At 43.7% G+C, this 17,675-nt stretch carries 14 protein-coding genes and 1 riboswitch; of the genes, 10 read left to right on the forward strand and 4 right to left on the reverse strand.

The genetic code is table 11. From position 1 onward, the window contains the following. Positions 1–114, forward strand: a 114-nt coding sequence (locus AAEU32_RS13670) for an IS3 family transposase (protein ID WP_421971188.1), incomplete at its 5' end; no start/stop codon positions are given. Positions 115–137: 23 nt separating this feature from the next. Here the strand turns inward: AAEU32_RS13670 and AAEU32_RS13675 are convergent. Next, the gene (locus AAEU32_RS13675; RefSeq protein ID WP_421971097.1) at positions 138–848 is read right to left on the reverse strand and encodes a hypothetical protein; all 711 of its coding nucleotides are present in this window, start codon (positions 846–848) and stop codon (positions 138–140) included. Positions 849–1,155: 307 nt separating this feature from the next. Between AAEU32_RS13675 and AAEU32_RS13680 the strand changes: the two genes are divergently transcribed. Together AAEU32_RS13680 and AAEU32_RS13685 are read left to right on the forward strand one after the other, a co-directional pair. Then, complete coding sequence (locus tag AAEU32_RS13680) at positions 1,156–2,085, forward strand: ATP-grasp domain-containing protein (RefSeq protein WP_421971098.1); 930 nt, start codon at positions 1,156–1,158, stop codon at positions 2,083–2,085. A 160-nt stretch (positions 2,086–2,245) separates the two neighbouring features. Further along, positions 2,246–3,100 (forward strand): mechanosensitive ion channel family protein, encoded by an 855-nt coding sequence (locus tag AAEU32_RS13685; protein ID WP_421971189.1) that lies wholly within the window; start codon positions 2,246–2,248, stop codon positions 3,098–3,100. A gap of 38 nt (positions 3,101–3,138) precedes the next feature. Here AAEU32_RS13685 and AAEU32_RS13690 read toward each other — a convergent pair whose 3' ends face one another. Then, complete coding sequence (locus AAEU32_RS13690) at positions 3,139–3,567, reverse strand: Lrp/AsnC family transcriptional regulator (protein WP_421971099.1); 429 nt, start codon at positions 3,565–3,567, stop codon at positions 3,139–3,141. A 161-nt stretch (positions 3,568–3,728) separates the two neighbouring features. On the opposite strand from AAEU32_RS13690, the gene AAEU32_RS13695 reads away from it, so the two are divergent. From AAEU32_RS13695 to AAEU32_RS13710, 4 genes are read left to right on the forward strand one after another with little or no spacing between them, the layout of a single operon-like run. After that, entirely contained in the window at positions 3,729–4,937 is a 1,209-nt protein-coding gene (locus AAEU32_RS13695) for an aspartate aminotransferase family protein (protein WP_421971100.1), read from the forward strand. A gap of 22 nt (positions 4,938–4,959) precedes the next feature. Next, positions 4,960–5,994: an arginine N-succinyltransferase gene (gene astA / locus AAEU32_RS13700; protein ID WP_421971101.1), complete on the forward strand. Its 1,035-nt coding sequence runs from the start codon at positions 4,960–4,962 to the stop codon at positions 5,992–5,994. A gap of 9 nt (positions 5,995–6,003) precedes the next feature. Further along, positions 6,004–7,464, forward strand: a complete 1,461-nt coding sequence (gene astD, locus AAEU32_RS13705) for a succinylglutamate-semialdehyde dehydrogenase (protein ID WP_421971102.1) — start codon at positions 6,004–6,006, stop codon at positions 7,462–7,464. Positions 7,465–7,501: 37 nt separating this feature from the next. Beyond that, the gene (locus AAEU32_RS13710) at positions 7,502–8,305 is read left to right on the forward strand and encodes a DUF1338 domain-containing protein (protein ID WP_421971103.1); all 804 of its coding nucleotides are present in this window, start codon (positions 7,502–7,504) and stop codon (positions 8,303–8,305) included. 1 nt (position 8,306) lies between these two features. Here AAEU32_RS13710 and AAEU32_RS13715 read toward each other — a convergent pair whose 3' ends face one another. Further along, entirely contained in the window at positions 8,307–8,555 is a 249-nt protein-coding gene (locus AAEU32_RS13715) for a TIGR03643 family protein (RefSeq protein WP_421971104.1), read from the reverse strand. 493 nt (positions 8,556–9,048) lie between these two features. Between AAEU32_RS13715 and AAEU32_RS13720 the strand changes: the two genes are divergently transcribed. The 3 genes from AAEU32_RS13720 (at position 9,049) to AAEU32_RS13730 (ending at position 14,146) form a co-directional block, all read left to right on the forward strand. Next, the gene (locus tag AAEU32_RS13720; RefSeq protein WP_421971105.1) at positions 9,049–10,431 is read left to right on the forward strand and encodes a sigma-54 dependent transcriptional regulator; all 1,383 of its coding nucleotides are present in this window, start codon (positions 9,049–9,051) and stop codon (positions 10,429–10,431) included. Positions 10,432–10,462: 31 nt separating this feature from the next. Beyond that, positions 10,463–11,239 carry a DsbA family protein gene (locus tag AAEU32_RS13725; RefSeq protein ID WP_421971106.1) on the forward strand — a complete coding sequence of 259 codons (777 nt, stop codon included), beginning with the start codon at positions 10,463–10,465 and terminating at the stop codon, positions 11,237–11,239. A gap of 543 nt (positions 11,240–11,782) precedes the next feature. Further along, positions 11,783–14,146 carry a hypothetical protein gene (locus AAEU32_RS13730; RefSeq protein WP_421971107.1) on the forward strand — a complete coding sequence of 788 codons (2,364 nt, stop codon included), beginning with the start codon at positions 11,783–11,785 and terminating at the stop codon, positions 14,144–14,146. A gap of 98 nt (positions 14,147–14,244) precedes the next feature. Here the strand turns inward: AAEU32_RS13730 and AAEU32_RS13735 are convergent, their stop codons facing one another. Then, positions 14,245–17,250, reverse strand: coding sequence for an Ig-like domain-containing protein (locus tag AAEU32_RS13735; RefSeq protein ID WP_421971108.1), 3,006 nt, complete (start codon positions 17,248–17,250; stop codon positions 14,245–14,247). Positions 17,251–17,320: 70 nt separating this feature from the next. Beyond that, positions 17,321–17,402, reverse strand: a riboswitch (cyclic di-GMP riboswitch). Positions 17,403–17,675: the final 273 nt, after the last annotated feature.

Here is a 17,675-nt window from a genome sequence, read left to right on the forward strand (position 1 = left end):
AGAGCAGACTTGTTTGATTATATTGAAGTATTTTACAATCGAGTTCGACTGCACAGCCACCTTGGCCATCAGTCCCCTGAAGAGTTTGAAACTAGGTATAAATCAGCAAGCTAGGTGTCTAGAGTTTCAGGGGAAGATCAGTGTAAGATAGAACGATATCTTTGAGATGAAGTTAGTGTTACTGAAAAGTCTATAACTTCTTTATAAGGTACGAGTTTATCTGCATAATACTTTTGGTATTCATCTAACATTTTGTCTGGTGATAAATTTAAGCATCCAAGCAATAACTTTATTTCCAAGTCACCTTGTGTAGTTAGAGCACCTTCATAAGCCATCATTATTAACTCTTTTTCTTCATTGGTAAGGTGTTTTTTATTTAGCTTAGTTAGAATTTCTTTATCGATGTATTTAGATATACGATTTGGTGAATGTAGGAAGTTCTTACCAATGAAATTTCCATTCAATAAAGTTCTTAAATTTAACGTGCTCGGTGCATATACATTAAGCGGAAAATTTAGCCACAGGTAATATCTATTTAAAATATATGTGGCGATATCAATAGCGTTTTTTGCAGTTTTGTATTCCGAGAGTGTACGCTCAAGAAGTTGCTGTCTGTTTAATTGGCGATATCGAACATATATATCGCTGACAAATGTATTTAACTTATTAATTGAGCTTATATTTCTAAACTCGAAATCTTGTTTTTTGTCGTGAGGCAAATGGTTTGTGTTTTTATATATTGTAAGACTATATATAAGGATTTCGTCTGCTTGTGCAAAAGACTGGAAAAGACCTGGATGATAATCAAATAACATCCTAGCATGATGTAATATTTTTCTTCTGTTCATGTATAAACTCACAATTCAGATAGCAGAGCAGAATGAATCAAAGTTAAACTTTAAAACTTATTTCTTGGGTGTTGGCTTTTATCACCCCAATTGCTCTATCAAATTATGTAACATGAAAAATGATATATATAACTTCATGACGACGCCCCAACAAGCGGCCGTACTTTTATGATACCTCATAAATTTTAAAAAAACAGAGAAACGTGAAACGTTAAAATAAAGCTGTTTTTAGGTGATTTTACGTTTTTATTTACGATTTTAAAGAAAATGGTAAAAAACCGTAAAGCCTTACTGATATTGGCTGTGATTGAGCGTACAAAAATCAAGAACTAAAAATGTTACTCATTCACTCACTCACACACTCTGTCATTTTAGAGACGTAAACTACCATTTTGATGGCAAAGCCATTCGTCGCTTTCAACGTGCGGCAAACCGTTTAGGCATCAATATGGAAGAAATTGGGCCAGATGATATTGGCAGGCTGGGCGAATTCGACGGTTTATTTATTCGTGCTACCACCAATATTGCAAACTTCACTTATAAATTTGCAAAGGCAGCCGAGAATTTAGGTCTAGTGGTGATGGATGATCCTGAGTCGATCATGAAGTGCACCAATAAAGTGTTTCTCACAGAGCTTTTATCACTGAACAAAGTGCCGACTCCCAATAGTATGATATTGCGCAGCACTGCTGATGACCTGCTCGAAGAAGCGATAGCAAAAATAGGCTTGCCGATGGTGTTAAAAGTTCCAGACGGCGCCTTTTCTATTGGTGTCGTCAAAGTGCACGATGCCCAGCAGCTGCGCGAGCAATGTGAACAGGTGTTTGTAAAGAGCGCCCTCGTCCTCGCGCAGGAGTACCTCCCAACAGAGTTTGACTGGCGTATAGGAGTGCTCAACAGACAGCCTATTTATGCCTGTAAATACATGATGAGCAGGGGCCATTGGCAAATTTATCAACATCACACAACGGGCAGAGTCACGTCAGGTGGTTTTGAAGCCATTGATTTAAAACGCGTACCTAAAGTGGTTTTAGATGCTGCAACAAAAGCCGCAAACCTTATAGGTAACGGTATATATGGCGTTGATGTTAAGGAAATTAATGACAAAGCCTATGTTATTGAAGTCAATGACAACCCCAGTATTGACCACCGCGTTGAGGACGCTTTATTAGGGGACTTGCTGTACGACAGAATTGTGACTGAATTTCTGCGGCGTATACAAATGCGTGGACTATAACAGTGGATAATCAGGCACTGCATAGCGCGACCTCGCAGCTATAACGTTGAACGCCTAAGCAGTGCTATTTGTCGTTTAAAGTTCACATTCACGCATAATTTCACTTATTATTGGGCTTAATAAAAAGTATAAAAGGACTCGACCTTTGATTGACTCTCCAATGTTAGAGCAAGTGAGCAAAGCACTTGCAACCGTCGTATTTAGTTACGGAGGTTCAGACTTTACGGTTGCTAAACTCATCCAAATTCCACTCATCATACTCATTGTTTGGATTATTGTTCGCTCTTTGGGCAAGGTGATCCAAAATCGTATCGTCTCCAAGCGCATGGGACCGGATGGTGCTTTGCTGTTCAAGCGCATTTATTTGGTGTTGTGCATCATCATTATCACCTTTACCACCCTAGAGGTGCTGAATATTCCGCTGACAGCCTTCGCGTTTGTCTCGGGTGCCGTAGCGATTGGTGTCGGTTTTGGTGCACAAAACATTATCAATAACTTTATTAGTGGTTGGATCCTGATTTGGGAGCGCCCCATCCGCATCGGCGACTTTTTAGAGGTGGGTGACGCCAAAGGGGTAGTAGAAACCATCAACACGCGTTCGACCCGTATTCGTCGTAATGACGGCGTGCACATGTTGGTCCCAAATAGCCAATTGCTTGAAAACACCGTGACTAACTGGACACTCATTGACAATATGGCGCGTTCGTTTGTCCGTGTGGGCGTCGCCTATGGAAGCGATGTTAAGCTGGTAGAGAAGCTTATCAATGAAGCAATCGTAGAAAATGACGCTATTTTGAAAGATCCTGAGCCTTCGGTCATTTTTGAAGATTTCGGTGATAACGCCCTCATATTCGAAGCGGTGTTTTGGGTCAATGCGCAGGCTGAGTCAAATGTTCGAAAAGTAAAAAGTGATATTCGCTTTGCCCTATGTGACAAGTTTGCCCAACACGATGTGGTGGTCGCCTTCCCGCAACGCGATTTGCATATTGATGGTGAATTAACTATCAAGCGATAACAACAAAAAGGAGCCAATTGGCTCCTTTTTACTATTAACTAACGCTTAAATTTGGTCTCCAGAATAACCGAAGATGTAGTGCGTTCCACGCCATCCAAATTGCCAATATCGTCCAGTAGATGACTGAGCTTCTCTAGCGACTGGGCTTGCACCACAGCTATCAAATCATACTCCCCACTAATAGCATATAAATCGGTAATCGCATCAATGTGTTTAAGTTCAATATTGGTTTTGGTAGTGAGTTTTTGTTTCACTTTAATCGATACATGTGCTGATACCATGGACGATAAATAAGCATCTCCATATTCCACACTGTAGCCTTTAATCACACCACTGTGCTCCAGCTTTTGCATTCTGGCCTGTACCGTAGAGCGAGACAAATCAAGGGCTCGAGCGAGATCGGAAATACTGGCTCTGGCATTGGTGCGAAGCATAGCCAAGAGCTTTTCATCTTGTGAATTTATCATTTTGACAGCAAATTTCGTTAATTTGACAATAATTATACGCAATTTTACCAATATGACACTGCAAATTTATATCTCCAGTCGTCAATATTAGGCCTATAACTATCTACTATAATTAGGAACCACGATTAACGGTCTCCTAACTCTCATTTTGAAGGTGTGTCATGCAAGTAAACCGCGAACTATTTAATGAAGTAATGGTACCAAACTACAACCCATCAGAAGTTATCCCTGTTAAAGGTGAAGGCTCTCGTGTATGGGATCAGCAAGGTAATGAATTTATCGATTTTGCTGGTGGTATCGCAGTGAACTGTTTAGGCCATTGCCACCCTGCCCTTGTAACTGCATTGAAAGAACAAGGTGATAAAATCTGGCACCTAGCCAACGTAATGACCAACGAGCCAGCGCTGCGTTTGGCGAAGAAGCTCACTGATGCAACTTTCGCAGATAAAGTGTACTTCGCGAACTCAGGTGCAGAAGCAAACGAAGCTGCACTTAAACTAGCGCGTCGTTGGGCGCTTGATAAATTCGGCGCGCAGAAATCTAAAATCATTGCATTCAACAGAGGCTTCCACGGTCGCACTTTCTTTACTGTAACCGTAGGTGGTCAAGCAGCTTACTCAGACGGTTTTGGTCCTAAGCCTGGTGATGTTGTGCATTGTGATTACAACGACCTTGAGACATTCAAATCGCTGATCGACGACAACACGTGTGCAGTCATGATGGAGCCATTACAAGGCGAAGGCGGCATCATCGCACCAGAGATGGACTTTGTTAAAGGTGTGCGTGAATTATGTGATAAGCACAACGCACTGCTTATTTTTGACGAAGTACAAACAGGTGTTGGCCGCACGGGTCACCTATACGCATACCAAGGTTTAGGTGTAACTCCAGACATTCTGAGCACAGCAAAAGCACTCGGTGGTGGCTTCCCTATCGGTGCGATGCTAACGACAACGGCTATTGCTGAGCACCTTAAACCAGGCACACACGGTTCAACCTATGGTGGTAACCCACTAGCATGTGCTGTTGCAGAAGCGGCGTTTGATACCGTGAATACGCCTGCAGTACTTGAAGGCGTAAAAGTACGCGAGCAAATGTTCCGTGACGGTTTAGCGGCTATCAATGACAAGTACAATGTATTTAGTGAAGTGCGCGGCAAAGGCTTACTTTTAGGTGCGGTACTTAACGAAGACTATAAAGGCAAAGCACGCGATTTCCTTAATGCATCTATCGATAATGGCCTAATGAGCCTTGTTGCTGGCATGGATGTTGTGCGTTTCACTCCTTCATTGGTGATCCCAGAAGCTGACATCAAAGAAGGCCTTGCTCGCTTTGAAAAAGCAGTTGCTCAGGTGGTAGCGGCTAAGTAATTGCCGCTAACAGGCAATCATTATGCTAGTTTTACGACCAATATGCGGCGATGATTTCGCCGCTTTAAAACAAATCGCTATCGAATCCGGTCATGGCTTTACGTCATTACCTGTGGATGACGACTTGCTGCAAGCGAAAATAGCTCGCGCACAGCAAAGCTTCAATAAACAAGTGTCAGGCCCAGGCGATGAAGGCTATTTGTTTGTCTTAGAAGACACACAATCCGGTGAGATTGTTGGCACTACAGGCATTGAAGCTGCCGTAGGCTTATCTGTGCCGCTTTACCATTATCGCGTATCGACCTCTGTCCATCACAGCCCAAGTTTGGATGTGTATAACACCGTAGAAACGTTATCGATGTGTAATGACTACACGGGTTGTTCTGAGATTTGTACGCTGTTTTTACGTGAAGATTATCGGCGCGGACTGACTGGGCGCTTTTTGTCTCGTATACGCTTTTTGTTTATGGCAGAGCACAGCGACCGTTTCAGTGACACCATCATTGCGGAAATGCGTGGCGTAAGTGATGAACATGGTCACTCACCCTTTTGGCAATGGTTACAACAAAGCTTCTTCTCAATCGAGTTTCCACAGGCTGATCACCTCGTTGGCTTAGGGGATAAAACCTTTATCAGCGAGCTCATGCCTAAATACCCAATTTATGTGAGCTTATTGAGCCCACAAGCACAGGCGGTGATAGGCCAAGTGCATGAAAACACGGCGCCAGCGCTGCGCTTATTGCAACGCGAAGGTTTTGAGCATCGTGGTTATGTGGATTTGTTCGATGCAGGGCCAACGGTAGAAGCAAAGCTCGGTAACATCGCGACGGTTCGTCAGTCAAAAGTATGTCCGGTACTCATTAAAGAAGACCTTCGTGCGCAAGGCACAACGTGGGCTATTTGTAATGACAAGGTCGGTGAGTTCAGAGCCATTTTCTCTGACTCCGTACAGTACTGTGACATCAAACATCAACTTTATTTAAATGCGCAAACCGCACAGATTTTGGGTGTATCTCAAGGTGATTCTGTACGCTTTTTTGCGTTATCTAGTCGTTAAGGAATGGCTATGCAAGTGCAACTAATTAACAACGAATGGGTTGAAGGTAAAGGCCCAGAATTTACATCAATTAACCCAAGTAAAAATGCCGTTATTTGGCAAGGTAAAGCTGCAAGTGCTGACCAAGTAGATGCAGCGGTAAAGAGTGCGCGAGCAGCGCAATTCGACTGGGCTCAAATGGCCATCGAAGAGCGAATCGCCCTACTTGAGCGCTTCGTTGAGCAACTCAAAGATAACGCCGAAGAACTGGCTGTGACCATCGCCGAAGAAACAGGTAAGCCACTTTGGGAAACGCGTACTGAAGTCGGTGCGATGACGGGCAAAATTGCTATCTCAATTCGCGCTTACAACGAACGCACCGGTACGGTTGAAAACCCAATGCCGGGCGCACAAGCATTTATCCGTCACAAACCACATGGTGTCGTTGCGGTATTTGGCCCTTATAATTTTCCAGGTCACTTACCTAATGGCCATATTGTTCCTGCTCTTCTCGCTGGTAACACAGTGGTATTCAAACCTTCTGATTTAACACCAAAAGTCGCTGAGCACACGCTTAAACTTTGGGTTAAAGCGGGGCTACCGGCGGGTGTTATCAACCTTGTGCAAGGTGAAGTTGAAACAGGTAAGGCGCTTGCGTCACATAAAGACATTGATGGCTTGTTCTTTACCGGCAGCTCGCAAACAGGACACTTACTGCATCAACAATTTGGCGGTCACCCGGGTAAAATTTTAGCGCTTGAAATGGGTGGTAATAATCCCCTTATTGTTAAAGGCGTCAGTGACATTGATGCGGCGGTGCATGACATTGTGCAATCTGCATTTATTACTTCTGGTCAGCGTTGCACCTGTTCACGCCGCTTGTTTATCGAAACCGGTGAGCAAGGCGACGCTATCATTGCACGTCTTATCGAAGTGACTAAAAACATTCAGATTGGTGATAGTTTCGCTGATGAGCAACCATTTATGGGCGCAATGATCAGCAAACGTGCCGCTGCAGGCATGCGTTCAGCCTACGAGCAACTTGTAGAGCAAGGTGCTGAGTCTCTGCTTGAACTTAAACACCTAGATGAAAATACTGGATTTGTAACGCCGGGCATCGTTGATGTAACGAACATCACAATTGCCGACGAAGAACATTTTGGACCGCTACTTAAAGTGTATCGTTACAATGACTTTGACGCGGCTATTACTGAGGCAAACAACACCTCATTCGGTCTTTCTGCGGGCCTATTAGGTGACTCACAAGACGACTATGACTATTTCTTAAAACGTATTCGCGCTGGTATCGTTAACTGGAACCGACCTATCACTGGGGCGTCAAGTGCTGCACCATTTGGTGGTATTGGCGCCAGTGGAAACCATCGCGCAAGTGCGTATTATGCAGCAGATTACTGTGCTTATCCTGTGGCTTCTGTTGAAGCACCAAAGAGCACTCTTCCTGAAAAATTAGCGCCGGGCTTAATGCTTTAATAAAAAATAATTCACGCATATGCGTTAAGGAACAAACATGCACAACGATGTAAATACATTATTTGAAAAGCTATGGGATAACTATTTAGAAGTGACCCCATCGGCGGTTAAAGTACATGAGCTTTTGGGCTCAACACAGCAAGATGATGTGATTAACGATCACATTGCATTGCGTACATTTAACCTGCCAAAAGTAAGCCTAGAAAAACTGGCGGCACACTTTTTAGCAGTGGGTTATAAAGAATGCGGTGAGTATCATTTCGAAGCCAAAAAGCTCTACGCCAAGCACTTTGAACATGACGATCCAACTCAGCCAAAAGTGTTTATTTCTGAGCTACTTGTGGATCAATTCTCACCAGAGCTGCAAAAAGTAATTCATGAAATGGTCGAGCAAATTGATGAATCAGCTGTGAGTGCTGATAACTTCTTGTACTCGGGTACACATTGGCAAGTGAGCCATGAGACTTATAAAAAGCTACTGCAAGAGAGTGAATATGCTGCATGGATGGCTGCATGGGGTTACCGTGCTAACCACTTTACAGTGAGCATCAATCATCTTGCCCAGTTCGATACGATTGAACAAGTCAACCAAAAGCTTAAAGATGCAGGCTTTGCACTCAATACCTCTGGTGGCGAAATAAAAGGCTCGCCTGAGGTGCTACTAGAGCAATCATCTACTTTAGCCGACGATGCTAACGTAGCATTTAGCGATGGTGAATTTGCAGTTCCGAGTTGTTTTTACGAGTTCGCACTGCGTTACTTGAAGCCAGATGGCCAAATCTATACCGGTTTTGTGGCCGCCTCTGCCGACAAGATTTTTGAAAGCACCAACGCCCGTTAAGCTAACGGTGCTTATATTGGGTTTTGCAGTAACCTCGAGTAATATCGGGGCTACGCAAAGCCTGATGTTTGGTTGTTCTACCTGACATTCTTTTGCGCCACAAACGAAAACTACTCGGTTTAAGCTCCTTGCGCATAAAGGCAATAACCCCCTTTTCATCAAGCCCGTATAATCTCTCTATTGCTTCAAAAGGCGTTCTGTCTTCCCATGCCATTTCAATAATACGGGACTGGTCACTGGTACTTAGCATCGTCAACTCTCATCTATTTCATGTCTCAAGCTAACGAAACATATGCACTAATCGATCATCGCTAAATGGGCACGAGCGCGCTGCGATTTCCCCATCTCCACACCTATTAAACCAAGGGCAAAAAACTCACTCCACCAGCTCTTTGCTTTACTATTTGCTTTTTGACCAGCCATTGAGGTGTTTGGGAAAAGCACAGCCAGCGTCGCGGTGTGATTCTATACTCCTGCATGAAAGCGTGCATTTGTATCACTAGCTTATTGTTATCAATAGACTTACCCAATATGACACCAATACGTATTTCCAGAGGTCATTTTCGCTTCTCGATTCCTACACCAAAGTTGATAACGACCCATTACATGCCCCTTGAAATTACTGGCTTTTGTGCAGGTCAAGAAAGTCACTGTTCGCCTTGCGCATACCGACGAGTCTTCTAGAATTTAAACAATCCCTTTTGCTATGAATTGCGCAAAAAAAGGTTAACTAAGGAATAGTTGTGAGTAAGAAGCACCCTCATTCAACACACATGGAAAGAAACGTTTTAGTGTTGAGCTTCACACAAGATATGTCACTAACGGATAAAAGCACCTCTTGTCATACTTGGCATTTTCTCCAAGCTGACAACCTAGAGACTGCCAGTGACATTGTGCAGCGTTACAATTGCTTTGTGGCCATTGCCGTTATTGACCCAGTTAAACAAACCGCTTTACTCAATGCTGTCGAGCGGCTTTCATCGCGCTATTGTAACCTTCTGTGGTTAGCAATTTCAGCTGACAGCAGTACTTTAGCTGGCAATTTAAGCTACTGCTTCACCGATTATTTTATGGATTATCATCACCTTCCTATTGATTGGCAAAGACTCGACCACTCCCTTGGGCATTTATATGGTATGGCGCAAATGCGTCGTTTAGCGCAAAAAGAGCAACAAGATTTAAAGCCAAGTAGTTTAATCTTTGGTCGCTCACAATCGATGAAAAAACTACAGCAAGATTTAATCAAAGTGGCAAGTACTGATGAAACATTGTTAATTGGTGGTGAAACAGGCACTGGAAAAGGCATGTGTGCACAATACATTCACTCTTTATCACAGCGAAGTAAAGGGCCCTTTGTGACTGTGAATTGCGGAGCATTGCCACCAACCCTGGTTCACTCTGAATTATTTGGTCATGAAAAAGGAGCATTTACCGGAGCTGCTAAGCAGTACATAGGTAAAATTGAACGTGCTAATGGCGGCACACTGTTCCTTGATGAAATTGGTGATTTACCGCTTGAGCAACAAATAAATTTGCTGCACTTTCTCGAAGCACAAACCATTGAACGTGTTGGTGGCAATAAGCCCATAAAGGTAGACTGCCGAGTTATATTTGCCACCCATGTTAATCTTGAACATGCTGTACGTGATGGGTTATTTCGCGAAGATTTGTACTACCGCATCAACATTATTCAATTAGAAATCCCCAGTCTGAGGGATCATAAAAAAGATATCCCTCTACTGGCCAATGACTTCCTAGAAAATTTTTCACCTACGAATCAATGCTTGTCGTTTAGCCAACAAGCGTTAAACAAGATGATTGACTATCATTGGCCTGGCAACATTCGCGAGCTAAAAAATCGTATTCAACGCGCCATCATTATGAATGATACGGGTGAGATAAATGAGGCCGACTTGGGCATTAAACAGACCCCACAACCAAGCTCTTCTGGCAATCATGAGATGCCAGAGCAAGAACTTGTGAAGCACAGAAGTGACATTGACAGTGACTCACTAGTAAGCGCAATCAAAGACAACAACTATAATATTTCCGCTGCTGCAAAGGAGCTAAACATCTCGCGCACCACATTCTATCGGCTGCTGAAAAAATGCAACATCCAGTTGTGATATTCAGTAGTTATCAAACGAGGAAAACAGGATGTCAAAATCGAAACTTCAATTAGGGCTGCTATTGAGTTGCCTATTGCTGATCACCAGCTGCAACCAGCAAAATAACGACGAGTTAGAGCAAGAGATCAAAGAGCTCAGAGCCGACATTGCGCAATTAAATGCCCAGCTCAACCTCGTGGCAAGCCAAGTAGAAGATATTCATGTCATTGCCAAAGCATCGCAGCAACCGCAAACGAAAACCTTGCCAAATCAAGCGAATATTAATGACAAAAACGCCTTCCCTGAATTAGGTGAAGATACAGCAACCGTGGCCATTATTGAGTTTTCAGATTTTCAATGCCCATACTGCAAACGCTTTATGGACACCACCTTCCCAAAACTCAGTAGCAACTACATTGAAACTGGCAAAGTTCGCTATATCTCTCGAGATTTCCCATTAGGTTTTCATACTAAAGCCAAAGGTGCCGCGGTAGCAGCAAACTGTGCTCACAAACAAGGAAAGTATTGGCCAATGCGGGAATTGTTGTTTACTAACATGCGCTCTTTAGGCGATGAGCTTTACCAACAAGGTGCGCAAACGCTCTCTTTAGATATGTCACAATACCAAAGTTGTTTGGTGAACCCACAAATCATGGCGAAAGTTGACAAAGACCTCAGTTATGGCTCGTCGCTCGGTATTCGCGGTACACCCTCTTTTGTGATAGGCAAGATAGTAAATAATCAGCTAGTTGAGCCGCAGTTGCTCGTTGGCGCCCAAAGTTATGAAACCTTTGCTAACATCGTCGATAACTTAGTACAAAACTAATGTAGAATTAGTGCAAAAAATACAATAGCTTCCACTAACCGCTTCATTCGTTGGCAACTCATAAGTCACCCGCAAAAGCGCTAAATGAGCGCTTTTGTGCCTTATCTCACGCTTTAGTTAGGTGACTATCAAACGTCTGTTTACAGTTCCCAAGTTACATACTGTCCACGTTGTTCACGCACCATGTGAACAGTTAATGAACATATCAAGATCATGAAATATATAGACTTATTATTTTTTAGTTACCTGAGTATCGAGCCATAGACGCAAAAACTGTAACTGCCTGCTAACACTCAAACACAGTAATTCACCCCAAAAACACAAAAACATCATTAAATCAGTAAGTTAAACTATTGGTGCGATCCTTGCTCTTTAACACTCACCCATGAACTTGTGCCCGATGTTCTAGTTAACAACAGGGCCAAGTCATCAATCGATAAGCAGTACATGGAAGGCCCTTTACCACGCAAATAGCCCTGTGTTGGAGAAGGATTTACACACAATACGTTATACAAAATTAACGGTTAAACGAGGTCATATTTTATGAAACGAATTAACTGTGGAAAGTTTATTAGGATTCTGGGTGTTACCCTAATAAGCGCAGCAACACTATATGGTTTTAGCACAGCGCCCGTACACGCATCTTTATTCCAAAAACCTAACGCCGCCTGTATGGCGCAGCAAGCAGGGTTCGATTTGAACTGTACCGCTAAGGATATTCGCGTAACTAGCGTAGATAACATTAGAGGACCGAATGGCGAGTCATCAGTCAGCTGTACAATTGGTACTGACGTCAGTTTTATAGCGGACGTAAGTATCACGACCACCGCTAATCAACGCTATGATTACTCGGTGTATCTCCCTGAAGGTGATTGGAGCGCCCAAGAATACAGTACTACTAACACCTGCTCTATCTTGTTAGGTGAAACGTCAGGCCCTCCGGGTGTTGATTTAGAAGAAGGCGCCGACTGGTGTGCTGACATCAGTAAAGCAGCAGGGTATGACGCCACGCAAATCCACACCAACCAACCTATGACTCTATACTGTCGTGATGATGATCAAGACGGTTATGCTGATTTTAACTACTGCGCCGCATGGCACAACAAAGAAGGCGCCGACTGTAGTGAAGATAACCCCGCCGCACCGGGTACACCTTCAAAATGTCGTTGTGATGTATTACCACTGGAAATACTCATAAAGCCTCAACCTCCTGTTATCACAAAAACCCTCACAAGCGCATCGAGCTCATTGCAAGAGCCAGGCGGTGAGTTTACTTTCTCACTCAACATTCAAAACCCCAATGCGGTTGCGTCATTATATGTTACTGACCTATCTGATCTAATCGAGCAGGGCAATAATGGCTTTAATACCACATTAGATCTTTGGGGAGCGACCAGCAATGGTAATACTGATGGCATCTACCTTACATCAACAAACTGTACAGAGCCTGTTGGTGGCCTAGAAATAGCGCCTGGGGCAAGCTATAGCTGCTCGTTTACGGTCAAAATTATTGACACCGATTTGCCTAATGATCAATCCCCTGAGCTTTATAATGATGTGATCCTCGCGGCCGTTGACGACCAGCTGGGCAACCCTGTTAATGATGGCGACAATGACCCATCAAATGACAGTTGTGACATCGCGGGTGTTGACGGGTACGCTGATGGTGAACATTGTAGTAACGTTAAACAAGTGAGCATCACCAACAAAGCGCCTGCCATTGCTGTGTCTAAAACAGCACGTGTTGACGCTGTAGACGAGTCAGGAGCAAGGGTGACCTATGATGTGGTTGTTTCTATTCCTACTGAACCAGATAACTACTACGATTCTCCACTAACCATTACTTCGTTAACTGACAAAGTCGATGGCGTGGTTACTGACTTAACGACTCTAGATGGTGATTGCGAAGTGGGTGTCGAAGTAACTACGCAAAGTCCCTACTCATGTGAATTTACTGTGTGGGTTGGTGAGGGTGTACCTGGTAATCACATTAACTATGTGACTGTCGAAGCTACTGACAATGAGCAAGACACAGCTACCGCTACCGACTCAGAAACAGTGATCATTAATAATGTGTTGCCATCAATCGGCATTACCAAAACACCAACTCCATCGAGCATCGATGAAACAGGTGACAACCCTAACCTATTTAGAGACGTAGACTACACCTTCGGATTTAGTGTCTCAGGTGAAGACAGTGTGACCTTCAGCCACCTTGAAGATGATAGATTTGGCGACCTCACAGCGGATTGTTTAATTGATATGTTCGATGATGGTGACGACAATAACGGAACCGTTGGTCTAGTAGCCGTTTCACCTTTCCCTCTAGTTGAGCTAACCCTTGAACCAGACCAAAGTGCGACTTGTACCATTACTCGTTCAATTCAAGGCACACCAAGTACTCCGCATAACAACATTGCATATGCAGAAGGTACAGAGGAAGAAGCACCTGATACTATTATCCAAAGTAATGTCGCCTCAGCAGTTGTGAATTTCAACAGTGTTGGCGCTGCGGCATCGATGAAGTTTGCAACCAACTCACTCATTGTCATTGAGATTGCTAACGCGGGCTTGTATAACGCAACGTTAGATGCATTGACCGTTGGTGGAGCTATCACCTACTCAGTATTTGATGAGGAGGAATCAAGTAACTTCAGATTGGTTAATAGCGGTGGTTGGCACAACGGAGTTGAGTACTATGGTTGTGTATTCGGACAAGCCCTAGGCTATGTGGGTTCAGGTACTGATACCTATGAATGTGCATTTAATATCGAATGGGAACCTGGCCTAGAAAATACAGAAGCTATTGGTGTATTTGAGACTATTCAAGCTACACTTAAAGACTCACAAGGCAATAGCGACACCATTAATGTTGGCATTCAGTTAGCTACAAACGAAGGCCAATAGAAAAGAGTTCGTACGGCGTATAAAAACGCTAAAACCAAGCAAGGAGCCGAGAGAATATCCCGGCTCCTTTTATTTTACCCCCAAGCTAGGTAAAACAATTACTTTCCTCCACGTCCTTTTTTAGTACCGCCTGTGCTTCCTGAGTCGTCAGTACTTCCGCTGTCAGTTGATGACAGAGAAATAGTTACCGTAGTTGTTGATTCAAATTCGCCATCGCTAATGGTGTAAGAAAAACTGTCACTACTTTTAAAGCTTTTTGCTGGCGTATATTCAATCTGACCATCAGCAGTAATAGACACAGTACCTTTGGCGCCTTGAGTTACGCTGGTGATAGTTAACACATCACCGTCTTCATCTACGTCGTTAACAAGTACATTGAATACTGTTGCAGCTTTGGCACTAATGGCAATAGAGTCACTCATAGCGATTGGTGCATGGTTCACTTGCTCTTGGATGTTGTATGACAGTGATGCATCTGTACGGATATTCGCGTTGTTTACATCTTTAGCAGTTAACAACAAGCTGTAACTACCCGCATTAGCATCTATGACTGAAGCCACAGTAACAGTGGTATTGGCTGTTTGACCGTTTGCCAAGGTGATGTTAGCAGTGCTGGCATACCAACCTTGAGGCGTCATCACAGTCAGTGAGTATGTTGCGTCATCACAGTTAAGATTTTGATTTGTAACGCTTACAGTATAAATCTGTTCCTCTCCGGCGTTCACAAAACCTTCAATACTTTGCACGTTAACAGCAGGTGCACCAAGTTCACACACTGGCGCAGGCTCTGCGATAGTGTACGTTGCACTGGCAGCACTTTGATAAAGCGCATCAGTTGCATTGTGAGCTTGGATGCTAAAATCATACACACCCGCATTCGTGTTGGTTGATGAAGTTACAGCAACACTCACTGACTGAGACTCGCCAGATAGCAGTGAAATTGTTTGCGTGTCGGCATTAAAGCCAACAGGCAGATTAGCTAATACGTCAAATGATGTTTGTTCACACACATCACTATTGTTGTTGGTAAGTACACCTTCATACACAACAGTTACACCTGCATCTACAACTCCACTGTTATTATTAACTAGCACCCAACTAGGAGCAGCCAACTCACATAGCGGCTGTGGCGCTTCAACCACATAAGAAAATACAGATTGAGCACTGTGTTGATTATCGTTATTGTTCACTACACTTACAGTAAGGTCATAAAAACCGTCAGTAGCTTGCACGTCAGAGATAACTGACAAACTCACTGTCGCACTTTGACCTGGTGCAAGGTTCACAAATTCAGAAGCAGCACTCCAGTTTGCTGGCACTGCTGTTGAGACCAAAAAGCTTGCTGCTTCGCACTCTAAGCTATCATTATTTGTTACAGTGGCATTCACGTTTACCTGTGTACCTGGTGCTACCCATGCGCTGGTAGTCGGTGCAATGCTCAAAGTAGGAGCAGAAGCAACACAGCTAGGTGCAGAGAAACTCACTGACACATTTGCGGCGTTTTCATCAGCCCATTGTGTGGTCACACTGATTCCCGCGGTGGCATCAACAAACGTTTGCCCTACCTCTAGCGCTGCATCATCATTGTCAAATAGCGAGCTGTAAGGAGTTAAATCCATCAAGATGCTACTATCAATATGCTCAGCCGCTGTGTTGTAGTGCATTAACACACCGTTGGTGACGGCTTTGCCTGCTAAGAAGCTGTCAAAGCCTTGAGCCTGACGATATTCAAGGTAGTACCAAAGAGGTTCTGATGTTGTGGCGTCTGTACCACGACGTACTTTTAAGCCTTTTGCTTGGCCTGCTTTCGCTGTGGCATACGACTCCAGTGTATATTGACCGTCGGCATCGATAGCAATAATGTCGCCTGATTGAGCACTGAGCCAACCCAAGCGCTCTTTATTCAAGACATTGAAATGGCCTTCTGATTTACCCATTACATCTAAGCTGTCGCCATAGTTTGATACCAAGCATTGTTCATCGTAGATGTCGAAGCCACAGTTAAGGCGTTTAGCATGTCTTAAACCTAAGTTATGACCCAACTCATGGCCGATAATTTTTAGATTAAGCTCACCATTGATCCATGACGTAGAAGGCGTGCCGCCAATCGTTCCTTGGCCTAACCAGCTACATGCACTATTTTTTGGCAACATGTATACGCGACGTTGGTACTGATTTAAATCAACACCATTATCAACCGCTGCTTGCACTGCATACTGTTCAATAATTGAAAAATCACATGTCGTATTCAAAGCTAAGGTGAAATAACCAAATACATCACCTGTAAGCCAAGTTTGTCCGTACGACGCTTCTTGGTAATAATCGTTAACACGGCCAAATACCATGTCATGTACTTCTTGAGTAGTCCAAGGCTGCAGTGAAGGGTTATCTTGGAAATTGAGTGCTAGTACCACCACTTTTTGCTCACCTGTGGTACCGCTCAACACTGATGCACTGCTTGAGCTGCTTGTTGCTGAGCTCTCACCAACTGCGAGCACTTCTAGCGCATTGCTATCTTGCTCAAGCAGTAATCGAGAGGTGTGGCCTTGAGTGAATTGCCAACCTGAAGCACGCAGTGTCTGGCCAGAGCGCAACTGCTGGGCACGAGCTGACTCAGGTAGAAACAATTCTGTATGCTGTGATGCAGACTTTAAAAAATAGCGTAAGCGGTCGTTTTCTGACTCATAGGCGTCTTGATATACAAGTTCTAGAGTCCCTGTGATAGATGCTTTTTTTGCCATTGCATCGCCAGAAACAGCGCGTAGTTGATTACGCTTTGCTTGTGGCAAAATAGTGCGCAACACAGCGCTAGGATCGCGCTCAAGCAATTCAAACTGGTTAGCATATCGTTGCTGCGCCAATTTCACTAATTGCGCTTTAGCATCATGTTGTTCGTGTGCAGCATTGAGAGCCGCCGCCATAGATGCCAACTCGAGTGTTTGCAGTTTCACATTGTTGCTTTCAGACTCTGCCGCGTTCACTGGCGTTGCCTGTACTTGCATCGTGGTAAAAGCCAAACCAAGCGTAAGCGCGAAAAGAGCGCAAGCTTTACCAGCTGATGAAGTGGTGTTCGTAGACGTTTCAGTGCGAAGAATAGATCTCACAACTAGAACCTCTCAAAGTTTTCAATAACTTCGAAAGCTCCCAGTTATACTGAGCTCTAAAACGCATTCCTTCGGTAACCCAGCCACCCTCTTTTAAAGTAGGGCCTGTGGCTTTGCGTCCATCAATTACTTGATGTTTGCCGTTTTCGAGAGTGCTTTCGAATGTGGGTAGCGGCACAACTATGCTGTGACGCTCATTGGAGTGTAGCAATATGTACAAAAAAACATCAAGTATAAAATTGGTGTTTTTTTGTACAAATCTTTAAGTCTCAGAAAAAACAAAGATTAAAAAACAAATTATTTTTTCCATGCTCCGCCAAATCTGTCGAAGCCGACAAAGGATGGAGGTTTAAATGAGTTCGATGTTCTATGAAATGAACGTTTTCATAAAAGACTATCGATAAAAGTGATAGTGATCACCTTTG

This window comes from Pseudoalteromonas maris (assembly GCF_049257235.1).
Taxonomy (GTDB): Bacteria; Pseudomonadota; Gammaproteobacteria; order Enterobacterales; family Alteromonadaceae; genus Pseudoalteromonas.

Excerpts from the sequence above, each read along its gene's own strand:
- AAEU32_RS13675 (WP_421971097.1), bottom strand. The coding sequence starts at position 848 with ATGAACAGAAGAAAAATATTACATCATGCTAGGATGTTATTTGATTAT.
- AAEU32_RS13685 (WP_421971189.1), top strand. The coding sequence starts at position 2,246 with ATGTTAGAGCAAGTGAGCAAAGCACTTGCAACCGTCGTATTTAGTTAC.
- AAEU32_RS13690 (WP_421971099.1), bottom strand. The coding sequence starts at position 3,567 with ATGATAAATTCACAAGATGAAAAGCTCTTGGCTATGCTTCGCACCAAT.
- AAEU32_RS13695 (WP_421971100.1), top strand. The coding sequence starts at position 3,729 with ATGCAAGTAAACCGCGAACTATTTAATGAAGTAATGGTACCAAACTAC.
- astA (WP_421971101.1), top strand. The coding sequence starts at position 4,960 with ATGCTAGTTTTACGACCAATATGCGGCGATGATTTCGCCGCTTTAAAA.
- astD (WP_421971102.1), top strand. The coding sequence starts at position 6,004 with ATGCAAGTGCAACTAATTAACAACGAATGGGTTGAAGGTAAAGGCCCA.
- AAEU32_RS13710 (WP_421971103.1), top strand. The coding sequence starts at position 7,502 with ATGCACAACGATGTAAATACATTATTTGAAAAGCTATGGGATAACTAT.
- AAEU32_RS13715 (WP_421971104.1), bottom strand. The coding sequence starts at position 8,555 with ATGCTAAGTACCAGTGACCAGTCCCGTATTATTGAAATGGCATGGGAA.
- AAEU32_RS13725 (WP_421971106.1), top strand. The coding sequence starts at position 10,463 with ATGTCAAAATCGAAACTTCAATTAGGGCTGCTATTGAGTTGCCTATTG.
- AAEU32_RS13730 (WP_421971107.1), top strand. The coding sequence starts at position 11,783 with ATGAAACGAATTAACTGTGGAAAGTTTATTAGGATTCTGGGTGTTACC.